Raw genomic sequence first — 23470 nt, 5'->3', positions numbered from 1 at the left:
CTTTCGGCCCTATGGGCCGGCGGTCGCGATGCGTTGTCGCGGGGCGTCGCTGCGTCGCGGCGCTGCGGTGCGGTGCTATATCGCGGTGCGGTGCCGCGTCGCGTCGCTGCGTCGCGGCGCTACGTTGCGCCGCTACCTCGCGTCGCAGTGTCGCGCTCGGTTCAGCCGAGATCGCCGTCGGCGGCGCGCTCGGCCAGCCGCACCAGGGTGCGGACCGCGGCGCCCGTGCCGCCCTTCGGGGTGTAGCCGAACGGACCGGCCTCGTTGAAGGCCGGACCCGCGATGTCCAGGTGGCCCCAGGTGATCCCGTCCGCCACGAACTCCTTCAGGAAGATGCCGGCCACCAGACCGCCACCCATGCGCTCGCCCATGTTCGCCAGATCGGCGACCGGGGAGTCGATGCCCTTGCGCAGGTGGGTGGGCAGCGGCATCGGCCAGGACTGCTCACCGGCCTCCTCCGCGATCTCGTGCAGCGAGGTGCGGAACGCCTCGTCGTTCGTCATGATCCCGAACGTGCGGTTGCCCAGCGCGAGAACCATCGCACCGGTCAGCGTCGCCACGTCCACGATCGCGTCCGGCTTCTCCTCACCGGCGCGGGTGATCGCGTCGGCGAGCACCAGCCGGCCCTCGGCATCGGTGTTCAGCACCTCGACGGTCTTGCCGCCGTACATCGACAGCACATCGCCGGGACGGGTGGCCGAACCCGACGGCATGTTCTCGGCCAGCGCCAGCCAGCCCGTGAGGTTGACCCGCAGGCCCAGCCTGGCGGCCGCGACGACGGTGGCGAACACGGCGGCGGCACCGCTCATGTCGCACTTCATCGTCTCGTTGTGACCGGCCGGCTTGAGGGAGATGCCGCCCGAGTCGTAGGTGATGCCCTTGCCGACCAGGGCGAGCGTCTTCTCCGCCTTGGGGTGGGTGTACGCGATCCGCACCAGCCGCGGCGGGGCCTCCGAACCCTGGCCCACGCCGAGGATGCCGCCGTACCCGCCCTTCTTGAGCGCCTTCTCGTCCAGCACCTCGGTCTTGAGGCCGTGCTCCTTGGCGGCCGCGACCGCCTCGGCCGCGAAGTCGGCCGGGTTGAGGAGGTTGGACGGGGTGTTGATCAGGTCCCGGGCGCGGTTGATCTCCTCGACCAGGGCGCTGGCGCGCTCGGCGGCCGCCTTGTACGCCTTGTCGCGCGGCTTGCCGCCGACCAGGGCGACCTCGGCGAGCGGACCGTTGTTCTTCTTGTCGGCGTCCTTGGTGCTCTTGGTGTTCTTGGTGTTCTTGGCGTTCTTACTGTCCTTGGCGCTGCCGCCGTTGCCGTTGCTCTTGTCGTACGTGTACGCCCCGAGCAGCGCGCCCTCGGCGACGGCGGCGGCGCTCGCCACGTCCTCGATCGGCAGCGCGAACGCGCCCTTCTTCGAACCGGACAGCGCGCGGGAGGCCGTCCCCGCGGCCCGGCGCAGCGTCTCGGCGTCATAGCCGTCGTCCTTGGCCGGGACGTCGCCCAGCCCGACCGCCAGCACGACCGGGGCCTTGAGGCCGGACGCGGCGGGCAGCTTGGTCACCTCGCCCTCGGCGCCGGTCGCGCCGAGCGTCTCCAGAACGGCGGCCAGCTTTCCGCCGAACGCCTTGTCCACGGCCTCGGCGCCGGCGGCGACGACGGGGCCCTTGGCCCCCTTCGCCACGCCGACGACGACGGCGTCCGCGCGCAGTGCCGCGGCGGACGAGGTGCTGAGAGTCAGAGCAGTCACAGTGGTCGGGTCCCTCTTCCGATAGTTCGTCGGCCGATATGGGTTGTAGGCCGCGCCCCTCCGCATCGTATGCCTGCTGTCTTTTTTAGGCTCGGTTCGCCTCCGGGGCACCTCAGCCGACACCCTGCGGCTTGGCCCAACAGGAGTGTGCCCTCGGGCTTACCGGATGGCGGTGGCCGGGATAGCCTTCCGCGCGATGGACACCACGCCGGAGCCGCCGCAGTCGCGATCGCAGCCGTCCGCACGCCCGCCGGAGGCCGAGCCCGAGCCCCAGTCCGAGAGCGCGGAGAACTCCGGGCCCTGCGAGGAGCCGGAGCACCCTGACCGACCCGGGCATCCGCCGCGGCCCGCCTACGATCCGCCGCCCGCGCACGCGCCACGTGCCCCCTGGGCGGACGGAATCCGCTTCGCCTTCGGCACGCTCACGGTGCTGCCCGTACGGGGCACGCGCTGGGACCGGGAGGCGGCGCACGCGGGGATGTTGTGCGCGCCGTTGGCCGGGCTGACCGTGGGGCTGTGTGCGGCCGCGGTGGGTGGGGTGTTGCTGTTCCTGGGCGGTGGGGCGCTGTTGGCGGCCGTGGCCACCGCCGCGATACCCGCCGTACTGACCCGCGGCCTCCATCTCGACGGGCTCGCCGACACCGCGGACGGGCTGGGCAGCGGCAAACCCGCCGAGGACGCGCTGCGCATCATGAAGCGGTCGGACATCGGGCCGTTCGGCGTGATCACGCTGCTGTTCGTCCTGCTCGGCCAAGTGGCGGCCCTGGCCCAGCTCTACGGACAGAGCTGGGCGCACGGCGCGGTCGGGGCGGCCGTGGCCGGGGTCGCCGCGCGCTGCGCCCTCACGCTCGCGGCCCGCGTGGGCGTTCCGGCGGCGCGGCCGGAGGGGTTGGGCGCGGCGGTCGCGGGCGCGGTGCCATGGCGTTCCGCCGGTGTGGTGGCGGCGGCGGTGGTGGTCGGCTGCGCGGTGGTCGCCATCCCCTTCGGTCCCTACGCCACCGTCCGTCACGCCTTCGCCGCGCTGGCCGCGCTGGCCGCCGCCGAACTCCTCCTGCACCACTGCCGCCGCCGGCTCGGCGGGGTGACCGGCGATGTCTTCGGCGCGCTTGCGGAGACGGCCGCCACGATGGCCCTGGTGGTCCTGACCTTTGGGTAGGCCGTGAACGTAGGGGACGCCCGACGGTTCGTGCCACCTGCGGCGGGCTGTTCCGCTCCCCGCGCCTTCTCGCGGTATCGCTGTGCGGCTCTGCCGCGTGGTGGGGCTTCGCCGCCGGCAACGCAATCCAGCCCCTCCGGCGTTCGAGGAGCGGGGTCCAGGGGTGGAGCCCCTGGTATCGGGAAGGGGCGGGGTGGGGAAAGACCCGCCGGCCGTCCCTAGCCGTTGGCCTCCGGGTCCTCGGCGTCCGCCGGGTGCTCCGAGGGCCCCGAGCCCTCAGAGCCCTCAGAGCGCTCGGGAAGCTCCGCGTGCAGTGCCGCCGCCGCCTGCACCAGCGGCAACGCGAGCAACGCCCCCGTGCCTTCCCCGACCGTGACGCCATGGTCGAGCAGCGGCGTGAGGGCGATGCGGTCGAGGGCCTTCTCCTGGCCGGGTTCGCCGCTGGCCTGGCCGGCCAGCCACCAGTCGGGGGCGCGGAACGCCACCCGCTGGGCGACCAGCGCGCAGGCCGCCGAGACGACCCCGTCGAGGATCACGGGGGTGCGGCGCACGGCGCTCTGCAGCAGGAAGCCGGTGATCGCGGCGAGGTCGGCACCGCCGACCGTGGCCAGCAGTTGGAGCTGATCGCCGAGCACCGGGCGGGCCCGCCGCAGCCCGTCGCGGATCGCGGCGCACTTCCGCATCCAGGCGAGGTCGTCGATGGCGGCCCCGCCGCGGCCGGTGACCACGGACGCGTCCGTACCGCAGAGCGCGGCGATCAGCGTGGCCGCCGCCGTCGTGCCGCCGACGCTGAGGTCACCGAGGACGAGAAGGTCGGTGCCGGAGTCCGCTTCCTCGTCGGCGATGGCCATCCCGGTGCGGAAGGCTTGCTCGGCCTCGTCCAGGGTGAGCGCGTCCTCGACGTCGAGCCGGCCCGAGCCGCGGCGTACGCGGTGGCGGGTGATCTCCTCCGGGAGATCCTCGGGGTCGCAGTCCAGCGCCATGTCGATGACCCGGACGGACGCGCCGAGGCGGGCGGCGAGGATGGCGGCCGGGCTCTCGCCGTCGAGCACGGCGCGGACCAGGCGGTGGGCGCTCCCGGCGGGGCGGGCGGAGACGCCGAGGTCGGAGATGCCGTGGTCGCCCGCGAAGAGGATGGCGCGGGGCCGCTCGACGGGCTTGACCGGCACCCGCTGCTGCGCGGCGGCGAGCCATTCGCCGAGTTCGTCCAGCCGCCCGAGCGCGCCCGGCGGCAACGCGAGCCGCTCGCGGCGCTCCTCGGCGTCACGCCGGATGCCCCCGTCGGGGCGTTCGATCAGGTCGACGAAGTCATCGAGATTCAGGCCGCTCACGGGCGAAACCCTACCGGGCGAAGGCGCGTCGGGATGATGGAGGTCACAGGAATGCCGGTGGCCGGGCGACGCTTCGGGGCCGAACTCGCGCGGGTCACCCCGAGACCGGCGGCAGCGGCGTCGACTTCGCGCGGTACCGGACCGCCACGCGTGGCCCGTTCGTCGATGGTCGGCTGCATGCCCGCGCCGGGGCCCCACCGGGTGGACAGCGAGCGATACCCGAAGACGAGCTACCTGCTCGCCGACCGCGTGCTGGGCCAGGTCCCTGCGCAGCCACTCGAGCCGCGGCTCCGGCCCGCTCGCGTCGTCGTTGTCCTCGAGTACGACGACGTGGCGGCCGTCGCGGTCGAAGCTGTACCACTCGGGAGCCATGTCGCGGCGGTAGTGCTCCAGGCTCCCGGCGTAGCCCTGGGAGGTGGCCGTGCCGCCGAAGTCGTGGTTGCCCACGACCGGGTAGCAGGGGAGGCCGAGCCGGTGCCGCGCACCTCTGGGTGCCGAGGATTCCGCGGTCCGCCGCCTCGGCGGTGGCGGCCGGAGGCGCGGTGGCGGCCGCGCTCGCCGCGGGACAGCTCCTGGCACCGTAGGGGTCCCAGCGGCCCTGAATCCGGGCGGGGCGGCTCCCCGCGCTCAGCCCCGCAGGGGCAGGGCCTGCCCGGCCACCACCAGCAGCACCTGCTCGCACTCCTCGGCGAACATCGCGTTCAACCGGCCCAGTTCATCGCGGAAGCGGCGGCCGGAGGCGGTCGCGGGGACGACGCCGGAGCCGACCTCGTTGCTCACCGCGACCACCGTACGGCTGGTGGCGCGGACCCCGGCGACGAGGGTGGACACCCGCTCGCGGAGGGCGCGTTCACCGCCGTTCGCCCACTTCTCGTCGTCCCAGGCGTTCACGGAGTCCATCGCGTCGGTGAGCCACAGCGCCAGGCAGTCGATGAGCAGCGGTGGGCCGTCCTCGGCGAGCAGCGGTGTCAGATCGCAGGTCTCGGCGGTGCGCCAGGAGCCGGGGCGGCGCTCGCGGTGGGCGGCGACGCGGGCGGCCCATTCGGGGTCGCCCGCGCGGGTGCCTCCCGTGGCGACGTACAGGACGTCGGGGAACGCGGCCAGCCGCCGCTCCGCCTCCAGGGACTTACCGGACCGGGCGCCGCCCAGCACCAGCGTGCGGCGCGGCAGATCCGGCACCGCGGAGTACTCGCCGACGATCAGCGTCCGCCCGTCCGGCACCGCCCGCGCGCCCGCCGTGGCCAGACGGCGGTGCAGCTCCCGGCCGGGCGGGGTGGTGTGGTCGAGATGGACGGCCAGGACGTCGGTGGTGGCGCCCACGGCGCCCGAGGCGCGCAGGGCGGCCAGGGCGTCGGGGCGGCCCAGCACATCGAGCAGCACCATGTCGTACGGCTCGGCCGGGTCGGCGAGGCCCGCGGCGGCGGCGCCCGGCGGCAGGTACAGCAGCCGGGTGCTGTCGAGGCCGGTGACCTCGTAGCCGGTACCGGGGGAGTCCAGCGCGACCGCCCGCACCCGGTGGCCGCTGATCAGGGACAGTGTGCGGCCGTCCGGCACCCGCCCCGGCGCCGGCAGCCCGGCCGGGAATTCGACGGCCGGGCCCGCGTGCGGATGGGAGAGCAGCATCTGCCGGACGCCGGTCAGCGAGTGGCCGGCCCGCGCGGCGGCGAAGGCGGCCCCCGGGGTGAGGTCGATCAGCAGCGCGCCGTCGATCAGCAGCGAGGTGGCGGCCCGCGCCTCCTCGCCGACGGCGGCGGCACAGGAGGCGCAGGGACAGCCGTGGCGCGGCAGCCCGTCGGGGGCTCCGGTGCCCAGAAGAGTGAGTTCCACGCCCCGATCGTCTCGCGTCCGATCCCCCGGGTCGCGCGGGGCCACCCCGTACGGAGTGATCAGTCACCTAGGCTGCGGGCAGACATCACCTGTGGACCGGCGGGTATCACCTGTGGGCCGGCGGGATGGAGGAGGCTGGAATGGCTTGGACATGGCGGTTCGAGAAGTCCGACGGGGCGGAGACGAAGCCCGCGGTGCAGCCGGAGGAGTTCCCGACCCAGGGGGACGCGGAGTCGTGGATCGGTGAGGAGTGGCGGGCGCTCCTCGAAGGAGGCGCGGAGCAGGTGACGCTCTTCGAGGACGGTACGAAGATCTACGGTCCGATGAGCCTGCGCGGCGAGTAGACAAAGCGCCTGACGGACAAGCGCTCCCGGCGGACAAGCGCGCCTGACGGACAAGCGCGCCGAACAGGCAAACGAGCCGAGCGGGGCAGGCGTGCCGAAGCGCAGGAAGGCGCGCCGGGCAGGACGCGCGCGGGGTGGCGGTGCACACCGCCACCCCGTCGCCGGATCAGCCCCGCACCCCGCACAGATGCAGCAGTGCCGCCACCGCGCGGTACGGATCGGTGCGGCCGGCCCGCTCCTCGGCGCTCAGCAGCCGCTCCCACTCCGGGGAGCCGGGCGGCTCCGCGTCGTCCGGGGCGAGGTCGGTGAAGACCCGCACGCCGTACCAGGCGTGCAGCGGCGCGCCGATCGCGGTCAGGGTCTCGGTCAGCTCCTCGCGCCGGTCGGCGCGCACCGGCAGCCCGATCCGGTTGGTGTACGAGGAGGAGCCGAAGGCGGTCAGCGCCGTGTCCCAGTCCCCGGCCAGCCCCGGCCGCATCGCCAGCGCGTCACCGTTGCGCACCAGCAGGGAGAGCAGACCGCCGGGGGCCAGCACCCGGGCCAGCCCGGCGAGCAGCGGATCCGGTTCGGGCAGGTACATCAGCACCCCGTGGCACAGCACCACGTCGAAGGCGCCCGGCAGGAAGTGTGCCCCGGTCTCCCGGCCGTCGCCCTCGAGGAGCCGTACGCGGCGTCGGATGCCCTCGGGCTCGTCGGCGAGCGCTGTGCGGGCCGCCTCCAGCATGGTGGGGTCGGACTCCAGCCCGGTGACCTCATGGCCCGCACGGGCCAGCCGCAGGGCCTGGGTGCCCTGGCCGACGCCCACGTCGAGCACCCGCAGCCGCTGTCCCACCGGGAAGCGGGCGGTGATCTGCTCATCGAGCTGGCGGGCGACCAGCGCCTGCCGGACGGTGTTCCGCAGGCCCCCGAGGTGGCTCAGCCAGCCGGGTGCCCCGCCGGTGAAGCCGGAGGGTCTGCCGCTCAGGGCCGCTCTCCGCGCTTGACCTGCGGCTTGGGCAACCGCAGTCGGCGCATCTGGAGGGTGCGCATCAAGGCGTACGCCACCGCGCCGCGCAGATTCTCGTCGGGGAAGCGCCGGCGCAGCTGCCGCTTGAGCTGGAAGCCGAAGACGATGGAGTTGATCACGATCAGGACGATGACCACCATCCACAGCAGCAGCACATAGCTCTGCATGGCGCCGGCCTGGATCATGCTCAGGATCAGGATGACCACCGCGAGCGGCAGGAAGTACTCGGCGACGGAGAACCGCGAGTCCACGAAGTCGCGGGCGAAGCGCCGCACCGGACCCTTGTCGCGGGCCGGCAGATACCGCTCGTCGCCCCCGGCCAGCGCCTCGCGCTGCTTGGCCAGATCGGCGCGGCGGGCCTCGCGGGCACGCTTGGAGGCGTCCTTGCGGTTGGCCGGCGTCTTCGCCAGGCTGCGGCGCTGTGTCTGGGCCTCGCTCCGCTTGGGAGTGGGGCGGCCCTTGGGCGCCTGCGGGTCACGGGTCTGCTGCGGCTGGTCCGCGGTCACCTTGGTGGTAGCGGCCTGCTCATCCTTGGAACGGCTTCGGAACACAGGGCCAAGGGTACGGGTTGCGGAGGGTGCGCCCCAGCCTCAGGGGGAACGATCGGGCAACGGAGTCCCGCCGTATCGGGACACAGGGGACACACTCCTCCTTGCGCCGGAGGCTTCCGCCCTCTGATCGTCCTGCAGGAGGAGCGCGAGCGGGCTCGAACAGTGCGGTAATGGAAGCAGGCCCCGTAGGCTGGGTCTGTTGGAGTGCCCGGAGTCACACGTCCGTCAGAAGGGGGCGCGCGAGGCCCATGAGCGGTGTCATGAAGCGTATGGGGATGATCTTCCGCGCGAAGGCCAACAAGGCCCTGGACCGGGCCGAGGACCCGCGCGAGACCCTCGACTACTCGTACCAGAAACAGCTTGAGCTGCTCCAGAAGGTGCGGCGTGGCGTTGCCGACGTGGCGACCTCGCGCAAGCGTCTGGAGCTGCAGCTCAACCAGTTGCAGGGCCAGTCCACCAAGCTGGAGGACCAGGGGCGCAAGGCGCTCGCGCTCGGCCGGGAGGACCTGGCCCGCGAGGCGCTCTCCCGCCGCGCGGCGCTGCAGCAGCAGGTCACCGACCTGGAGACCCAGCACCAGACGCTGCAGGGCGAGGAGGAGAAGCTGACCCTGGCGGCCCAGCGGCTGCAGGCCAAGGTCGACGCCTTCCGCACGCGCAAGGAGACCATCAAGGCCACCTACACCGCGGCCCAGGCGCAGACCCGTATCGGCGAGGCGTTCTCCGGCATCTCCGAGGAGATGGGCGACGTCGGCATGGCGATCCAGCGTGCCGAGGACAAGACGGCGCAGCTGCAGGCCCGCGCGGGCGCGATCGACGAGCTGCTGGCCTCCGGCGCCCTGGACGACCAGTCCGGCATGGCCAAGGACGACATCGCGGCCGAGCTCGACCGGATCTCCGGCGGTACGGACGTGGAGCTGGAGCTGCAGCGGATGAAGGCCGAGCTGGCCGGCGGCAGCCCGCAGCAGGCGATCGAGGGCGGCAAGACGGAGGAGGGCCAGCAGTCCCAGACCCCGCACAAGTTCGACAAGCAGTAGCCCGCGCCCCGCCTGGGCGAGGTCTCCAAGGAGGTCGTCATGATCGTACGGATCATGGGGGAGGGCCAGGTGCGGGTGGCCGAAAGCCATCTGCCCGGACTGAACAGGCTGGACGACGAGCTGCTCGCCGAGATCGAGGGCGGCGACCACGAAGGCTTCCGGAAGACCCTGGGCGCGCTGCTGGACGCGGTGCGCTCGGCCGGTGAGCCCCTGCCCGACGACGTGCTCCAGCCGTCCGAGCTGATCCTCCCCGCGGCGGAGGCGACCCTCGAGGAGGTCAAGGCGATGCTCACGGACGACGGCCTCATTCCGGGCTAGTGCGGCGCGCCCCCGGACCACACTCCAGCACAGGTCGTGCCTCCCCTCACCGGCCGGGTACGGGCCGCCCAGGAAGCCGGGCGGCCCGCGGCGGCCCTTACCGTTGGATTCCGTGACTCCCCTCGCCGTCGGGCCGGGTCTGGCCCGTTCGCACCGCTGGCTGTGTGCCCACCCCCGCGCCCTGGACACCCTGGTGGCGATCGGGGTCCTCGCGCTGATCCTGATCGGCGCCGTGGCCGGTCCGCGCATGCGCCACCAGCCGCTGGGGCCCCTCTTCGCGCTGCTGGCCGTGCTCGTCGCCGGCTCGCTGATCTTCCGCCGCGATCTGCCCCGCGGGGTGCTCGCCTTCACCGTCGCCCTCACCCTCGTCGAGATCGTCACCAATGACGTGGGCCCGCCGCGCACCTCGATCGTGTTCGGGGTCGTGGTGGCGCTCTACACCGCCGCGACCCGCACCGACCGGCCCACCACCTGGCGGCTCGGCGCCGCCACGGCCGTGCTGCTCACCGGTGCCGGGATGCTCTTCGCGCTCAACCCCTGGTACTCGCAGGAGAACTGGGGCCTGTTCGCCTGGGCCGGGCTGGCCGCGGCCACCGGTGACGCGGTGCGCAGCCGGCGCGCGTATATCGCCGCCATCGAGGAGCGGGCGGTCCGCGCCGAGCGCACCCGTGAGGAGGAGGCGCGTCGCCGGGTCGCCGAGGAGCGGCTGCGGATCGCCCGTGAGCTGCACGATGTCGTGGCCCATCACATCGCGCTGGTCAACGTCCAGGCCGGGGTCGCCTCCCATGTCATGGACAACCGCCCGGACCAGGCCAAGGAGGCGCTCGCCCACGTACGGCAGGCGAGCCGCTCGGCGCTGGACGAGCTGCGCGCCACGGTCGGCCTGCTGCGCCAGTACGGCGACCCCGCCGCCCCCACCGAACCGGCCCCCGGCCTCGCCGTCCTGGACCAGCTCGTGGACGGCTTCGTACGGGCCGGGATGCGGGTCCGGGTCCGGGCGGAGCCGCCGGAGGCGCTGGGCCCGCTGCCGGGCTCGGTGGACCTCACGGCCTACCGGGTCGTCCAGGAGGCGCTGACCAATGTGCACAAGCACGCCGGGCCCGGGGCCACGGCCGAGGTCCGTATCGCCCGTGTCGGGGGTGCTGCCGGGAGCGCCCTGGAGGTCACGGTCGAGGACGACGGGGCGGGGAGGCGGCCCGAGGGGCCGGAGGGGGAGCCCCCGGCGCCCGGGGAGGAGACCGGTGGCGGCGGACACGGTCTGCTGGGCATGCGCGAGCGGGTGGCCGCGCTGCGCGGCAGCTGCGAGGCGGCACCCCTGCCCGAGGGCGGTTTCCGGGTGCGGGTGAGACTTCCTCTGCAGCCGCGTAGGGGAGGGGACTGATGACGATCAAGGTACTGCTCGCGGACGATCAGGCGCTGCTGCGCAGCGCGTTCCGCGTTCTGGTGGACTCCGAGGCGGACATGGAGGTGGTGGGGGAGGCGTCCGACGGCGCGCAGGCGGTGGAGATCGCCCGTGCCCGGGGCGCCGACGTCGTCCTGATGGACATCCGGATGCCCGGTACGGACGGGCTGGCCGCGACCCGCATGATCACCGAGGATCCGCGGCTGGCGGATGTCCGGGTGGTCATGCTGACGACCTTCGAGGTCGACGAGTACGTGGTGGACTCGCTGCGGGCGGGGGCCAGCGGCTTCCTCGGCAAGGGCGCGGAACCCGATGAGCTGCTCGCGGCGATCCGCATCGCGGCCGCCGGCGAGGCGCTGCTGTCCCCGGCCGCGACCAAGGGGCTGATCGCCCGCTTCCTGGCCCAGGGCGACGGGAGCGGCGACGCGGGCGCCTATGACGCCTCACGGCTGGACGCCCTCACCGTCCGCGAGCGCGAGGTCCTGGTCCAGGTCGGGGGCGGGCTGTCCAACGACGAGATCGCCGCCCGGCTGGAGGTCAGCCCGCTCACGGTCAAGACGCATGTCAACCGGGCGATGGCCAAGCTGGGCGCCCGCGATCGTGCCCAGCTCGTGGTGATCGCCTACGAGACGGGGCTGGTCCGCGCGGGCGCGTAGGGGGTGTCCGGCGGGTCTTTCCCCTCCCCTCCCCTTCCCGAAACTGGGGTTCCGCCCCAGGCCCCGGACGGGGCTTTGCCCCGGGCCCCGGGTGGGGGCTTTGCCCCGGGCTCCGGGGTCTGGGGCAGAGCCCCAGTTGTGGGAAGGGGCGGGGAGGGGAAAGCAGCCCGCCGCAGGCGTCACGATCGTGCGCCCCGCCCCCATCACCGGATCACCGGACGACGCCGCCTACGGCAGCGCCAGCATCCGCTCCAGGGCCAGCTTGGCGAAGTGCTCCGTCTCCTGGTCGACCTGGATGCGGTTGACCACCTTGCCGGCCACCAGCGACTCCAGCGCCCAGACCAGATGCGGCAGATCGATCCGGTTCATGGTCGAGCAGAAGCAGACCGTCTTGTCGAGGAAGACGATCTCCTTGCCCTGGTCGGCGAAACGATTGGCCAGGCGCCGTACGAGATTCAGCTCGGTGCCGATCGCCCACTTCGAACCGGCGGGGGCGGCCTCCAGGGCCTTGATGATGTACTCGGTCGAGCCCACGTAGTCGGCCGCCGCCACGACCTCGTGCTTGCACTCGGGGTGCACCAGCACGTTCACCCCCGGTATCCGCTCGCGCACATCGTTGACCGAGTCCAGCGAGAAGCGGCCGTGCACCGAGCAGTGGCCGCGCCACAGGATCATCGTCGCCGCGCGCAGCTGCTCGGTGGTGAGCCCGCCGTTCGGCTTGTGCGGGTTGTAGACGACGCAGTCCTCCAGCGACATGCCCATGTCGCGGACCGCCGTATTGCGCCCGAGGTGCTGATCGGGCAGGAACAGCACCTTCTGGCCCTGCTGGAACGCCCACTCCAGCGCCCTCTTGGCGTTGGACGAGGTGCAGATCGTGCCGCCGTGCCGGCCGGTGAACGCCTTGATGTCGGCCGAGGAGTTCATGTACGAGACGGGCACCGTCGCCTCCGCGACACCCGCCTCGGTCAGCACCTCCCAGCACTCGGCGACCTGCTCGGCCGTGGCCATGTCGGCCATCGAGCAGCCGGCCGCCAGATCGGGGAGGACGACCTGCTGGGCCTCGGTGGTGAGGATGTCGGCGGACTCGGCCATGAAGTGCACACCGCAGAAGACGATGTACTCGGCGTCCGGCCGCGCCGCCGCGTCCCGGGCCAGCTTGAAGGAGTCACCGGTGACATCGGCGAACTCGATGACCTCGTCGCGCTGGTAGTGGTGACCGAGGACGAAGACCTTGTCCCCGAGCTTCTCCTTGGCCGCGCGGGCGCGTGCCACCAGATCCGGGTCGGAGGGCGCCGGAAGGTCTCCCGGGCACTCCACGCCGCGCTCGCTGCGGGGGTCGGCCTCCCGGCCGAGCAGCAGCAGAGCGAGCGGGGTCGGCTGCACATCGAGGGGCTGGGCGGTGGTCACGTCACGCACCCTTCTTTCTTCGCTGGGAACCCTAATCGTCAGAATGACGCTATCTATCATAGCCGCTTCACGTCACTTTGACGAGAGACATTGTGTCGATGTGACGCATTCCGGTGCGTCCACCCGTATGCGAGCATGAAGGGCAGCGGGAGATAAGCGCTGGGCCCGGAATGAATCCGGGACGCCGTTGGTTGGTTCCGACGGCAAGTAGTCCGTACGACCCGGGAGAGAAGCAGATGACCGTTCAGGACGAGACCACCGCGAGCGAGGGCATCATCCTGTCCGACGCCGCCGCGTCGAAGGTCAAGAGCCTGCTGGAGCAGGAGGGCCGCGACGACCTCGCGCTGCGCGTCGCCGTCCAGCCCGGCGGCTGCTCCGGCCTGCGCTACCAGCTCTTCTTCGACGAGCGCTCGCTCGACGGCGACGTCGTCAAGGACTTCGGCGGCGTCAAGGTCGTGACCGACCGCATGAGCGCCCCGTACCTGGGCGGTGCCTCGATCGACTTCGTCGACACCATCGAGAAGCAGGGCTTCACCATCGACAACCCGAACGCCACGGGTTCCTGCGCCTGCGGTGACTCCTTCAGCTGAGCCCCGGCGCGGCGGAAAACAGCGAAACGGAAGGGGGCGGGCCCAGCGGGCCCGCCCCCTTCCGCATGTCCTGCCGCAGCGCTCGCGGTCCGCTCACTTCCGCAGCGGCACCGTCTCGCCGGTGGAGCCGTCCACGACCTTCCGGCCGTCCAGCGGCTCCTTCAGTGTCACCTTCCGGTCCAGCTGCTTGGCGATGAGGATGCAGGCCCGCCCCGGATGGGTCGGCTTGCTCTTGAGCTCCAGCGTCACCTGCTGGGAGGTCTCCTTCGCGGAGACCGAGTAGGTGTTGCAGACACCGCCCCAGAAGCGCAGCGTCAGGGTCTTGCCGTCCACGCGGTACGAGGTGATGTCATCCGGCTTGGAGGTCCGGTTCCCCTTGCCCGGCCGGGTCGAGGGGGAGTGGCCCGGCTCCTCGGCCTTCTTGATGAACTCCGGCTTCACCGCGGGGTAGGGGAGGGTGACCGCCACCCGGTTGGTCCCGGTCGGCTTGGTCTCGAAGATCCACGACGGCACCAGCGCCCGCCGGCCGTCCACCAGGTGCGAGGCGAGGCCGAACGTCACCTTGCGCACGTCCACCTTGCCCGACGGGCCATCGCCCTTGGCCGACGTCGAGTTGAGCCGCTCCAGCGCCTGTTCCGCGCTGAGCACCGGATAGGTGTCGTCCTCCTTGGGCTTCGCCAGCGTGCCGCTGCCGCCGACCAACTGGCCGTCCGCGCCGACCTGCAGACTGGTCCCCCAGCCGTAGGTGGGCAGATCGCCCACCTTCGGATCGGCGTTCACCAGCCGCACGGCGCCGTAGAGGCCCCTCGCGTCCAGCTTCGCGTCCGACAGCCCGAGCGCCTCGAGCACCGGCTCGGCGGTGCGCTGGGCCTTCTCCTCGGACACGGCCGCCTCGTGGCCCCCGTCGGCGCCGTTGTCGCCGCGCTTGTCGCCGTCGCGGTAGGCCGGGCAGCTCTTGTCGGCCTGGTCCGCCCCATCGCCCTTGTCGGTCCGCTCGGCCTTCTTCGCGTTTGGCTTCCCGGCAGGTTTCCCGTCCGGGCGGACGCAGGACGTACCGCCCGGCGACCCATAGCGCGAGTACGACCAGCTGCCCGGTCCGTTCTGGTTCACCCGCAGCGTCGGGCCGCTCGCGTCCGGGGTGCCGCCGACCTTCCAGTACCCGTGGTCGGCGCGGGGGCTGCCGGAGACGTCCAGCGCCTTCGCCAGCCGCGCCACATCGGCCTTGGTGATCTTCGGGTCGGTCAGGTAGACCGGGGCCTCCTTGGGCCCGTCCGGCAGCTTGCCCGTGACGACGTAGCGGCCGCCGTGTGGATCGGGCTCACCGGGCGCGATGCCCTCGTTCCCTCCTCGCTCGCCGCCCGGAGAGGCGTAGGCGTCCAGTGCGAGGGGCTTGGGCGCTCCGTCCTCGCCCGCCGCACCCGGACCCCGGGTGCCGCCGTCCGCCGCGGTGGAGGCCCAGTAGGCGCCGCCACCTCCGGCGACCAGCACCGCGGCCGCCACCGATACGACGGCCAGCGGCGAGCGCCGGCGCGGTCGGGGAGTGTCGTCGGGGGTCTGCGGGGTGTCGGTGTCCTCGGTGCTCACCGTTTCGCTCCTTTGGCTCCGCTCACGTTCTACGGTCCCATCCCTCGCGAGGAGATGCCGATGAGACGGAGCCGAGGCGCGCCCGGTTCCTTCAGTCGCCGTAGTCCGACATGCCGGCCAGCAGATCGGCCGATGCCGCGGGCACGCTGATCCCCCGGATGCGGGAGGGGGCGACTGGTGAAACATGCCTGGCGGGAGGCGATACGGTGACCGCCCAGTGCGGCGCCATCCGGGCACCGTCGCCGCGCAGTCCCTCCAGATGCTCGGGCTCGATGGCTCCGGTGGCGGGAAGGGCGGGGCTGAGGTGCTGGGGCATGATGCCTCCTGGTCCATGGGGGTCGCCGACGCGTACCCCCGTCCACGCACCGTATTCAGCGGGTGTCGGTGAAGAAAGCCCTACTATTGGGTAGTTTCTTCCGTTCGTATGGACCGGGCTGAGCAGATAGCGTGAAGCGTCCGATCTCTCCGCCCCGCAGGAGCGACTCCGTGCGTATTGCCGTTACCGGCTCCATCGCCACCGACCATCTGATGTCCTTCCCCGGCCGCTTCGCCGATCAGCTGGTCGCCGATCAGCTGCATACGGTCTCCCTCTCCTTCCTGGTGGACACGCTCGATGTCCGTCGCGGAGGAGTCGGCCCCAACATCTGTTTCGGCATGGGCGTGCTCGGCCTGAGCCCGATCCTGGTCGGCGCGGCCGGTGAGGACTTCGCCGACTACCGCGCCTGGCTGGACCGGCACGGTGTGGACACCGCGTCCGTCCGGATCTCCGAGGTCAAGCACACCGCGCGCTTCGTCTGCACCACCGACGCCGATCACAACCAGATCGCGTCCTTCTACACCGGCGCCATGAGCGAGGCCCGCCAGATCGAGCTGCAGCCGGTCGCGGAGCGCGCCGGCGGCCTCGACCTCGTGCTGATCAGCGCGGACGATCCGGAGGCCATGGTCCGGCACACCGAGGAGTGCCGCTCGCGCGGTATCCCCTTCGCCGCCGACCCCTCCCAGCAGCTCGCCCGCATGGACGGGGAGGACATCCGGCTGCTGATCGGCGGCGCGGAGTACCTCTTCACCAATGAGTACGAGGCCGCGCTGATCGAGACCAAGACCGGCTGGACCGCGGAGCAGATCCTCGCCAAGGTCGGCACCCGGGTCACCACGCTGGGCGCGCAGGGCGTGCGCATCGACCGCGAGGGCGAGGAGCCCGTCGTCGTCGGCTGCCCGGAGGAGGACCAGAAGGCCGACCCGACCGGCGTCGGCGACGCCTTCCGCGCGGGCTTCCTCTCCGGTCTGTCCTGGAACCTCTCGCTGGAGCGCGCCGCCCAGGTGGGCTGCATGCTGGCGACGCTGGTCATCGAGACGGTCGGCACCCAGGAGTACGAGCTGCGCCGGGGCCACTTCATGGAGCGCTTCGCCAAGGCGTACGGCCACGAGGCGGCGGGCGAGATCGCGCCCCACCTTCCCTGAACCCCGCTGGGCGCCCAGGGGGCTGTCGCTCCCTGGGTTCCGCCGCGGTTCCTGCGGATTCGCCGTGGCCTCGTGGGCCCCGTCCAAGCCGCTCGGGCCGGTCGACGCCTCTGCCGCTCCGCCGGTCTCTAGGCGCGGCGGCGCACCCGGTAGGCCACGCCCCGGTCGGCCGTCCGCTCGCCCTCGTAGGTCTGGCCCCGCATCTCGCACCAGGCCGGGATGTCCAGCCGGGCCGCCTCGTCGTCGGACAACACCACCACCACACCGCCCACCGGCACCTGGCCGATCACCTTGGCCAGCTCGATCACCGGGATCGGGCACCGCTTGCCGAGCGAGTCGACCACCAGCGCGACCTCGGGCTCGGGCACGGGGTCCGGGGCGACGGCGGCCTCGGCGGGCTTCGGCGCACCCAGGCGCTCCCGCACCTGCGCCACCACCCCCGGCAGCACCTCCAGGAACCGCTCCACCTCCGCCTCGGCCGTACCGCGCGGAAGTGAGACCCGGACATTGCCCTCGGACAGCACCTCCATGGCCCGCAGCACATGGCTCGGGGTCAGCGTGGACGAGGTGCAGGAGGAGCCGGACGAGACCGAGAACTCCGCGCGGTCCAGCTCATGGAGCAGCGCCTCTCCGTCGACATAGAGACAGGAGAAGGTCACCAGATGCGGCAGCCGCCGCTCCGGATCGCCGACCACCTCGACGTCCGGGACCAGCTCCGGCACCCGCGCCCGGACCCGGTCCACCAGCCCGCGCAGCCGCTCCGCCTCCGCGGCGGCCTCCGCCCGGACGGCCCGCAGCGAGGCGGCCGCGGCGACGATGGCGGGGAGATTCTCGAACCCGGGGGAGCGGCCCGACTCCCGCTCGTCGGTGGGCGGGACCGTACGGAAGCGCACCCCCTTGCGCACCGCGAGCAGCCCCACTCCCGCAGGGCCGCCCCATTTGTGGGCACTTGCCGTCAAGAGCGACCAATTGCCCTCCACGGGGCCCCAGCCGAGCGACTGCGCGGCGTCCACCAGCAGCGGTACGCCCGCGGCCGCGCACTCCTCGGCCGCCTCGGCCACCGGTTGCAGGGTGCCGACCTCATGGTTGGCGGACTGCAGACAAGCCAGCGCCACCCCGTCCGGGGCGTCCCGCAGGGCCGCCGCGTACGCATCCGGCGCGACCCGTCCCGTACGGTCCACCGGGACCTCGGTGACCGTGCCGCCGTCCGCCTCGTGCGCGGCCGCCGTGTGCAGCACCGAGGAGTGCTCCACGGCGGAGACGACCAGACGGCGGCCGGCGCGTCGACGGCCCGCGAGCGCCCCCGCGATACCGTCGTACACCGCACGTGTCCCCGAAGGAGTGAAGACGAGCTCGTCCGGGCGGCACCCGACGGCCTCGGCCGCCGCCTCCCGCGAGGCGTTCAGCAGCAGCCGGGCCCGCCGTCCCTCCCGGTAGAGCCGTGAGGGGTCGGCCCACCCCTCGTCGAGTGCGGCGAGGAGCGCCTGCCGGGCGACGGGATGCAGGGGAGCGGACGAGGCCGAGTCGAAGTAGGGCACATAAGGAACGCTAGTCGGCGGGACCGGCAAACGGACGCGCACGGCCCGCGAGAGGCACCTCCGGTGCCGAAGCCGGGGACGTGCAGAGACCGGAGCCAGGTCCGCCCCGCGACCGGAGCCAGGTCCGCCCCGCGACCGGAGCCAGGTCCGCCCCGCGACCGGAGCCAGGTCCGCCCCGCGACCGGAGCCAGGTCCGCCCCGCGACCGGAGCGAGGTCCGCGCCGGGATCGGAGGCGAGGCCGAACCGGCGCCGCAGCCGTGACCGGAGCGGGGGCCATACCGTGACCGGAGCCGAGGGGCCCCACCGGAGCCGGGCCCGCACCGGGGCCCGAGCAGGGGCCGCACCCGGCGGCAGTCGGGCCCGCAGCGGGGCCCGCAGCCGGGCCGGAGCCGGGGGCCGCACCAGGCCGCGGCCGGGCCCGCGCCGGGGCCGGAAACAGGGGCCACAGCCGGCGGCAGCCGGGCCCGTACCGGGGCCGGAGCAGGGGTCGCACCCGGCGGCAGTCGGAGCCGCAGTTGGGCCCGCCTCGGGGTCGGAGCAGGGGGGGCGCACCCGACGGCAGCGGGGTCCGCAGCGGGGCTCGCACCCGGGCCCGCAGTGGGGCTCGCAGTCGGAGCGGCAGCCGGGCCCGCTCCGGGACCGGAGCAGGGGTCGCACCCGGACCCGCAGCCGGGCCCGCACCGGAACCCAAGCAGGGGCTGCACCCGAAACGGCAGCGGGGCCCGCAGCCGGGCCCGCAGCCGGGCCCGCAGCCGGGCCCGCAGCCAGGGCCGGAGTTCGAGGTGACGCCGCACCGGAAATCGCGGCCGGAGCCCGGGATTCCACCCCTTCGTGGAGCGCCCCGGCGCGTTGGGCACCCTCCCCGCGCGACCCCAAATGGCGTCCAGTAGGGTTTGGTCCGCATAAACATCCAAACCCCTGCCCGCACTGGGCCGGCGACCGACCAGAAGACGGCCGCGGCCGACCGCGCGGGCGAGACTCTCGGGAAGGCGCTACGTGAGTCCCAACGGCTCCGACCGCTCGTCGCGGCGCCCGGTGCGGCGGAAGCTGCTGCAGGCGCTGGCCGCGGGCTTGGTCCTGGCGACCGCCACCGGTTGCACATCAAAGGACTTCCCCCGCCTCGGAATGCCTACCCCCGTCACGGAGGAGGCGCCGCGGATCCTCTCCCTGTGGCAGGGCTCGTGGGCGGCAGCGCTCGCCACGGGCGTCCTGGTCTGGGGCCTGATCATCTGGGCGGTCATCTTCCACCGTCGCAGCAGGACCAAGATCGAGGTTCCCGCGCAGACCCGGTACAACATGCCGATCGAGGCGCTGTACACCGTGGTCCCGATCATCATCGTCTCGGTGTTGTTCTACTTCACCGCACGCGATGAGAACGCGCTCCTCAAGACCTCCAAGAAGCCCGACCACGTGGTCAACGTGGTGGGCTATCAGTGGAGCTGGGGCTTCAACTACATGGAGAACGTGGACGGGAGCACCGCCACTCCGAAGCAGGAAGCCAAGGAGATCTCCTCGATCCCCCGGCGCATGCTCAACGCCGTCCCCAAGGGCGCCGAGGGCGTCTACGAGGCCGGCACCCCCGGTGAGCGGAACCCGCAGACCGGCAACCCGGGCCCGACCCTGTGGCTGCCCAAGGGCGAGTCGGTCCAGTTCATCCTGACGTCCCGCGATGTCATCCACTCGTTCTGGGTGGTCCCCTTCCTGATGAAGATGGACGTCATCCCGGGTCACACCAACCGTTTCGAGGTCACCCCGAACCGCGAGGGCACCTTCATGGGCAAGTGCGCCGAGCTGTGCGGCGTCGACCACTCCCGGATGCTCTTCAACGTCAAGGTCGTGTCGCCGGAGCGCTACCAGCAGCACCTCAAGGAACTGGCGAAGAAGGGCCAGACCGGCTACATCCCGGCGGGCATTGAGCAGACGGACGCCGCCAAGAACGCGGAGACCAAGATCCAGTGAGCATCCTCAACGAACCCCAGGGTGCCGGTACGACCGCTTCGCAAGAGCGGGAGATTCCGGTGCGTCGGAAGCAGCCGGGCAATGTCGTCGTCAAGTGGCTGACCACCACGGACCACAAGACGATCGGCACGCTCTACCTCGTCACGTCGTTCGCGTTCTTCTGCATCGGCGGCCTGATGGCGCTCTTCATGCGCGCCGAGCTGGCCCGTCCGGGCACGCAGATCATGTCGAATGAGCAGTTCAACCAGGCGTTCACCATGCATGGCACGATCATGCTGCTGATGTTCGCCACCCCGCTGTTCGCGGGCTTCACGAACTGGATCATGCCGCTGCAGATCGGTGCGCCCGATGTGGCGTTCCCGCGGCTGAACATGTTCGCGTACTGGCTGTACCTCTTCGGCTCGCTGATCGCGGTGGGCGGGTTCCTGACCCCGCAGGGCGCGGCCGACTTCGGCTGGTTCGCCTACTCCCCGCTGTCGGACGCGGTCCGCTCGCCCGGTATCGGCGCGGACATGTGGATCATGGGTCTGGCCCTCTCCGGCTTCGGCACGATCCTCGGTGCGGTCAACTTCATCACCACGATCATCTGCATGCGCGCTCCGGGCATGACGATGTTCCGCATGCCGATCTTCACCTGGAACGTGCTGCTGACCGCGGTGCTGGTGCTGCTCGCCTTCCCGGTGCTGGCCGCCGCGCTGTTCGCCCTGGAGGCGGACCGAAAATTCGGGGCACATGTCTTCGATGCGGCAAATGGCGGCGCGTTGCTCTGGCAACACCTCTTCTGGTTCTTCGGCCATCCAGAGGTGTACATCATCGCGTTGCCGTTCTTCGGCATCATTTCCGAGGTCATTCCGGTCTTCTCCCGGAAGCCGATGTTCGGTTACATCTCCCTGATCGCCGCGACGATTTCGATCGCCGGTCTCTCGGTGACGGTGTGGGCCCACCACATGTATGTCACCGGCGGAGTGTTGTTGCCGTTCTTCTCGTTCATGACGTTCCTCATCGCGGTCCCGACCGGTATCAAGTTCTTCAACTGGATCGGCACGATGTGGAAGGGGTCGCTGAGCTTCGAGACCCCGATGCTCTGGGCGATCGGATTCCTCATCACCTTCACCTTCGGTGGTCTGACCGGTGTGATCCTGGCGTCGCCGCCGATGGACTTCCACGTCTCCGACTCGTACTTCGTGGTGGCCCACTTCCACTACGTGGTCTTCGGCACCGTGGTCTTCGCGATGTTCGCCGGATTCCACTTCTGGTGGCCCAAGTTCACCGGCAAGATGCTGGACGAGCGGCTCGGCAAGATCACCTTCTGGACGCTGTTCGTGGGCTTCCACGGCACGTTCCTGGTGCAGCACTGGCTGGGCGCCGAGGGCATGCCCCGCCGGTACGCCGACTACCTGGCGGCCGACGGCATCACCACGCTGAACACCATCTCGACCATCAGCTCCTTCCTGCTGGGCCTGTCGATCCTGCCGTTCCTCTACAACGTCTGGAAGACCGCCAAGTACGGCAAGAAGGTCGAGGTCGACGACCCCTGGGGCTACGGACGTTCGCTGGAGTGGGCGACCTCCTGCCCGCCCCCGCGGCACAACTTCCTCACCCTGCCGCGGATCCGCTCCGAATCCCCGGCGTTCGACCTGCACCACCCGGAGATCGCGGCGCTCGACCAGCTCCAGAACCACGGTGCGCCCGACGAGGACAAGGCCCTCGCGGGTGGTAAGGAGGCCGGCAAGTGAAGGTCCAAGGCCGGATGTTCATCTGGCTGGCCGTCTTCATCCTCGTCATGGCGATCGTCTATGGCGTGTGGTCGAAGGAGCCGGCCGGTACCACCGCGCTCTTCCTGGCCTTCGGGCTGAGCATCATGATCGGCTACTACCTGGCCTTCACGGCGCGCCGGGTGGATGTCGGAGCGCAGGACAACAAGGACGCGGATGTCGCGGACGACGCCGGCGAGCTGGGATTCTTCTCCCCGCACAGCTGGCAGCCGCTCTCCCTGGCCGTCGGTGGCGCCCTGGCCTTCCTGGGCGTGATCTTCGGCTGGTGGCTGCTCTTCTTCTCGGCCCCGATCATCATGGTCGGTCTCTTCGGCTGGGTCTTCGAGTACTACCGCGGCGAGAACGCCAACCAGTAACCGGCCAGTCGGCTGACGCGACCGGCGAGACGAGCGGGGCCCGGACACCTCCCCAGGTGTCCGGGCCCCGCTCGGTGTTGCCGGCCGGGCGCCCGGGCCGTGGCCCGGGCGGGCCCGCCGGTTCACCCCGCTGCCTCACTCCGCGCGCCGTTCATGGACGGCGTTCTTACGTTGAGTCCATGAGCCACACACCTCGATCACTCCGAAGCCGGGCGGTGCTGACCTGCGCCCTGCTGGTGGCGCCGCTGATAGCGGGTGTGAGCGGATGCGCGGGATCTCCCGACCCCCTGTCCGCCAAGCCGTACGACGCCGCCGACCAGATCTCGTTCAGCGGTGACGGCGACGGCCGCAAGGCCGATCCGGACAAGCCGCTCGAAGTGTCCGCCAAGGGCGATGACAGCCGGATCACGGATGTCACGGCCACCGACGCCGCGGGCCGCTACGTCCGGGGCGAACTGGCCGAGGACGGCAAGCACTGGCGCAGCACCGTGCCGCTGGCCGCCGGCGCCCACTACACGCTGAAGGTGTCCACAGAGGACTCCAACGGCGCTCCTGGCCGCCGTACCGTCGACTTCTCCACCAGCTCCGCCCGCCGGCTGCTGAAGGTCACCTTCGGCCCCAAGGCGGGGGAGTACGGGGTGGGGCAGCCCATCACGGCCAAGCTGAGTCGGCCCGTCAAGGACCCCTCGGCCCGCGCCGTGATCGAGCGTGCCCTGAAGGTGGACTCACGGCCCGCGGTGGAGGGCGTCTGGCACTGGGTGGACAGCCGTAACCTGCACTACCGCCCGCAGGAGTACTGGCCCGCCCACGCCACCATCACGGCCCACTCCAACCTCAAGGGCATCAGGATCGGCGGCGGGCTCTACGGCGGCGATGCCAAGTCGCTGCGGCTGACCACCGGCGACCGCCTGGAGGCCCTCACCGACTCCGGCACCCACCAGATGACGGTGAAGCGGAACGGGGTGCCCATCCGGACCATCCCGATCACCACCGGTATGCCCGGATTCGACACCCGGAACGGCATCAAGGTGGTGCTGGCCAAGGAATCCGCCGTACGGATGACGGGTGCCAGCATCGGGCTCGGCGCAGGCTCCTACGACCTGATGGTCTACTGGGCCGCCCGGGTGACCAAGAGCGGCGAATATGTCCACGCCGCGCCCTGGTCCACCGGTTCACAGGGCTACGCCAACGTCAGCCACGGCTGTACGGGCATGAGCACGGCGAACGCCGAGTGGTTCTTCAACACCGTGCGCCTGGGCGACATCGTCCAGGTCGTGAACAGCGATGGAGACGACATGGCGGCGTTCGGCAACGGCTACGGCGACTGGAACATGGCCTGGGCGGACTGGCGCAAGGGCAGTGCCGTCTCCGGCGGCCAGTCCGACGCCGCGTCCGCCGACTCCGCCCGGCTCCGTCCGCAGGTCTGAGCAGGGGT

At 71.8% G+C, this 23470-nt stretch carries 21 protein-coding genes; 12 read left to right on the top strand and 9 right to left on the bottom strand.

All coding sequences use genetic code 11. The features are described from left to right. Positions 1-161: 161 nt before the first annotated feature. Entirely contained in the window at positions 162-1739 is a 1578-nt protein-coding gene (locus AS97_RS14785) for a leucyl aminopeptidase (RefSeq protein ID WP_059143385.1), read from the bottom strand. A gap of 196 nt (positions 1740-1935) precedes the next feature. On the opposite strand from AS97_RS14785, the gene AS97_RS14780 reads away from it, so the two are divergent. Then, positions 1936-2895 (top strand): adenosylcobinamide-GDP ribazoletransferase, encoded by a 960-nt coding sequence (locus tag AS97_RS14780; RefSeq protein ID WP_236670423.1) that lies wholly within the window; start codon positions 1936-1938, stop codon positions 2893-2895. A gap of 218 nt (positions 2896-3113) precedes the next feature. Here AS97_RS14780 and cobT read toward each other — a convergent pair whose 3' ends face one another. Then, the gene (gene cobT / locus AS97_RS14775) at positions 3114-4226 is read right to left on the bottom strand and encodes a nicotinate-nucleotide--dimethylbenzimidazole phosphoribosyltransferase (RefSeq protein WP_185930129.1); all 1113 of its coding nucleotides are present in this window, start codon (positions 4224-4226) and stop codon (positions 3114-3116) included. Between the two features lie 627 nt (positions 4227-4853). Further along, a complete protein-coding gene (locus AS97_RS14770) occupies positions 4854-6053 on the bottom strand; it encodes a bifunctional adenosylcobinamide kinase/adenosylcobinamide-phosphate guanylyltransferase (protein WP_059143387.1) in 1200 nt (399 codons plus the stop codon). Between the two features lie 140 nt (positions 6054-6193). Here AS97_RS14770 and AS97_RS14765 point away from each other — a divergent pair, with 140 nt between their 5' ends. After that, complete coding sequence (locus AS97_RS14765; protein ID WP_059143388.1) at positions 6194-6397, top strand: hypothetical protein; 204 nt, start codon at positions 6194-6196, stop codon at positions 6395-6397. Between the two features lie 166 nt (positions 6398-6563). Here AS97_RS14765 and AS97_RS14760 read toward each other — a convergent pair whose 3' ends face one another. Continuing rightward, positions 6564-7316, bottom strand: a complete 753-nt coding sequence (locus tag AS97_RS14760; protein WP_079059285.1) for a class I SAM-dependent methyltransferase — start codon at positions 7314-7316, stop codon at positions 6564-6566. Positions 7317-7357: 41 nt separating this feature from the next. After that, positions 7358-7954 carry a DUF3043 domain-containing protein gene (locus tag AS97_RS14755; protein ID WP_059143390.1) on the bottom strand — a complete coding sequence of 199 codons (597 nt, stop codon included), beginning with the start codon at positions 7952-7954 and terminating at the stop codon, positions 7358-7360. 260 nt (positions 7955-8214) lie between these two features. Between AS97_RS14755 and AS97_RS14750 the strand changes: the two genes are divergently transcribed. From AS97_RS14750 to AS97_RS14735, 4 genes are all read left to right on the top strand, one after another. Then, on the top strand, positions 8215-8988 hold the full coding sequence (locus AS97_RS14750) for a PspA/IM30 family protein (protein ID WP_210565035.1): 774 nt from the start codon (positions 8215-8217) through the stop codon (positions 8986-8988). A gap of 39 nt (positions 8989-9027) precedes the next feature. After that, entirely contained in the window at positions 9028-9306 is a 279-nt protein-coding gene (locus AS97_RS14745; protein WP_059143392.1) for a hypothetical protein, read from the top strand. 103 nt (positions 9307-9409) lie between these two features. After that, on the top strand, positions 9410-10687 hold the full coding sequence (locus AS97_RS14740) for a histidine kinase (protein WP_079059279.1): 1278 nt from the start codon (positions 9410-9412) through the stop codon (positions 10685-10687). Next, complete coding sequence (locus tag AS97_RS14735) at positions 10687-11364, top strand: response regulator transcription factor (protein ID WP_086708516.1); 678 nt, start codon at positions 10687-10689, stop codon at positions 11362-11364. The genes AS97_RS14740 and AS97_RS14735 overlap by 1 nt, the downstream gene beginning before the upstream one ends. A 228-nt stretch (positions 11365-11592) precedes the next feature. Here the strand turns inward: AS97_RS14735 and nadA are convergent, their stop codons facing one another. Next, positions 11593-12780: a quinolinate synthase NadA gene (gene nadA, locus AS97_RS14730; protein ID WP_059143394.1), complete on the bottom strand. Its 1188-nt coding sequence runs from the start codon at positions 12778-12780 to the stop codon at positions 11593-11595. Positions 12781-13007: 227 nt separating this feature from the next. Here nadA and AS97_RS14725 point away from each other — a divergent pair, with 227 nt between their 5' ends. Further along, positions 13008-13361 carry an iron-sulfur cluster assembly accessory protein gene (locus AS97_RS14725; RefSeq protein ID WP_020871998.1) on the top strand — a complete coding sequence of 118 codons (354 nt, stop codon included), beginning with the start codon at positions 13008-13010 and terminating at the stop codon, positions 13359-13361. A gap of 93 nt (positions 13362-13454) precedes the next feature. On the opposite strand, the gene AS97_RS14720 is transcribed toward AS97_RS14725, so the two are convergent. After that, positions 13455-14945, bottom strand: a complete 1491-nt coding sequence (locus AS97_RS14720; RefSeq protein WP_210565033.1) for a hypothetical protein — start codon at positions 14943-14945, stop codon at positions 13455-13457. 91 nt (positions 14946-15036) lie between these two features. Further along, positions 15037-15261, bottom strand: a complete 225-nt coding sequence (locus AS97_RS14715) for a hypothetical protein (protein ID WP_059143396.1) — start codon at positions 15259-15261, stop codon at positions 15037-15039. A gap of 170 nt (positions 15262-15431) precedes the next feature. Between AS97_RS14715 and AS97_RS14710 the strand changes: the two genes are divergently transcribed. Beyond that, complete coding sequence (locus AS97_RS14710; protein ID WP_059143397.1) at positions 15432-16406, top strand: carbohydrate kinase family protein; 975 nt, start codon at positions 15432-15434, stop codon at positions 16404-16406. Between the two features lie 128 nt (positions 16407-16534). Here the strand turns inward: AS97_RS14710 and AS97_RS14705 are convergent, their stop codons facing one another. After that, complete coding sequence (locus AS97_RS14705) at positions 16535-17944, bottom strand: cysteine desulfurase/sulfurtransferase TusA family protein (protein ID WP_210565031.1); 1410 nt, start codon at positions 17942-17944, stop codon at positions 16535-16537. 997 nt (positions 17945-18941) lie between these two features. On the opposite strand from AS97_RS14705, the gene coxB reads away from it, so the two are divergent. From coxB to AS97_RS14685, 4 genes are all read left to right on the top strand, one after another. Beyond that, positions 18942-19904 (top strand): cytochrome c oxidase subunit II, encoded by a 963-nt coding sequence (coxB, locus tag AS97_RS14700; protein ID WP_059143399.1) that lies wholly within the window; start codon positions 18942-18944, stop codon positions 19902-19904. Beyond that, positions 19901-21640 carry a cytochrome c oxidase subunit I gene (gene ctaD, locus AS97_RS14695; protein WP_059143400.1) on the top strand — a complete coding sequence of 580 codons (1740 nt, stop codon included), beginning with the start codon at positions 19901-19903 and terminating at the stop codon, positions 21638-21640. The genes coxB and ctaD overlap by 4 nt, the downstream gene beginning before the upstream one ends. After that, positions 21637-22035, top strand: a complete 399-nt coding sequence (locus tag AS97_RS14690) for a cytochrome c oxidase subunit 4 (RefSeq protein WP_059143401.1) — start codon at positions 21637-21639, stop codon at positions 22033-22035. Before ctaD ends, AS97_RS14690 begins: the two co-directional genes overlap by 4 nt. Before the next feature lie 179 nt (positions 22036-22214). After that, a complete protein-coding gene (locus AS97_RS14685; RefSeq protein ID WP_125756383.1) occupies positions 22215-23462 on the top strand; it encodes an Ig-like domain-containing protein in 1248 nt (415 codons plus the stop codon). The last annotated feature ends 8 nt before the right edge of the window (positions 23463-23470 follow it).

It is taken from the genome of Streptomyces sp. AgN23 (assembly GCF_001598115.1).
GTDB classification, from domain to species: Bacteria; Actinomycetota; Actinomycetes; order Streptomycetales; family Streptomycetaceae; genus Streptomyces; species Streptomyces antimycoticus.
The sequence above is the reverse complement of the archived record's forward strand: the minus strand, read 5'-3'. Positions and strand labels throughout refer to the sequence as shown.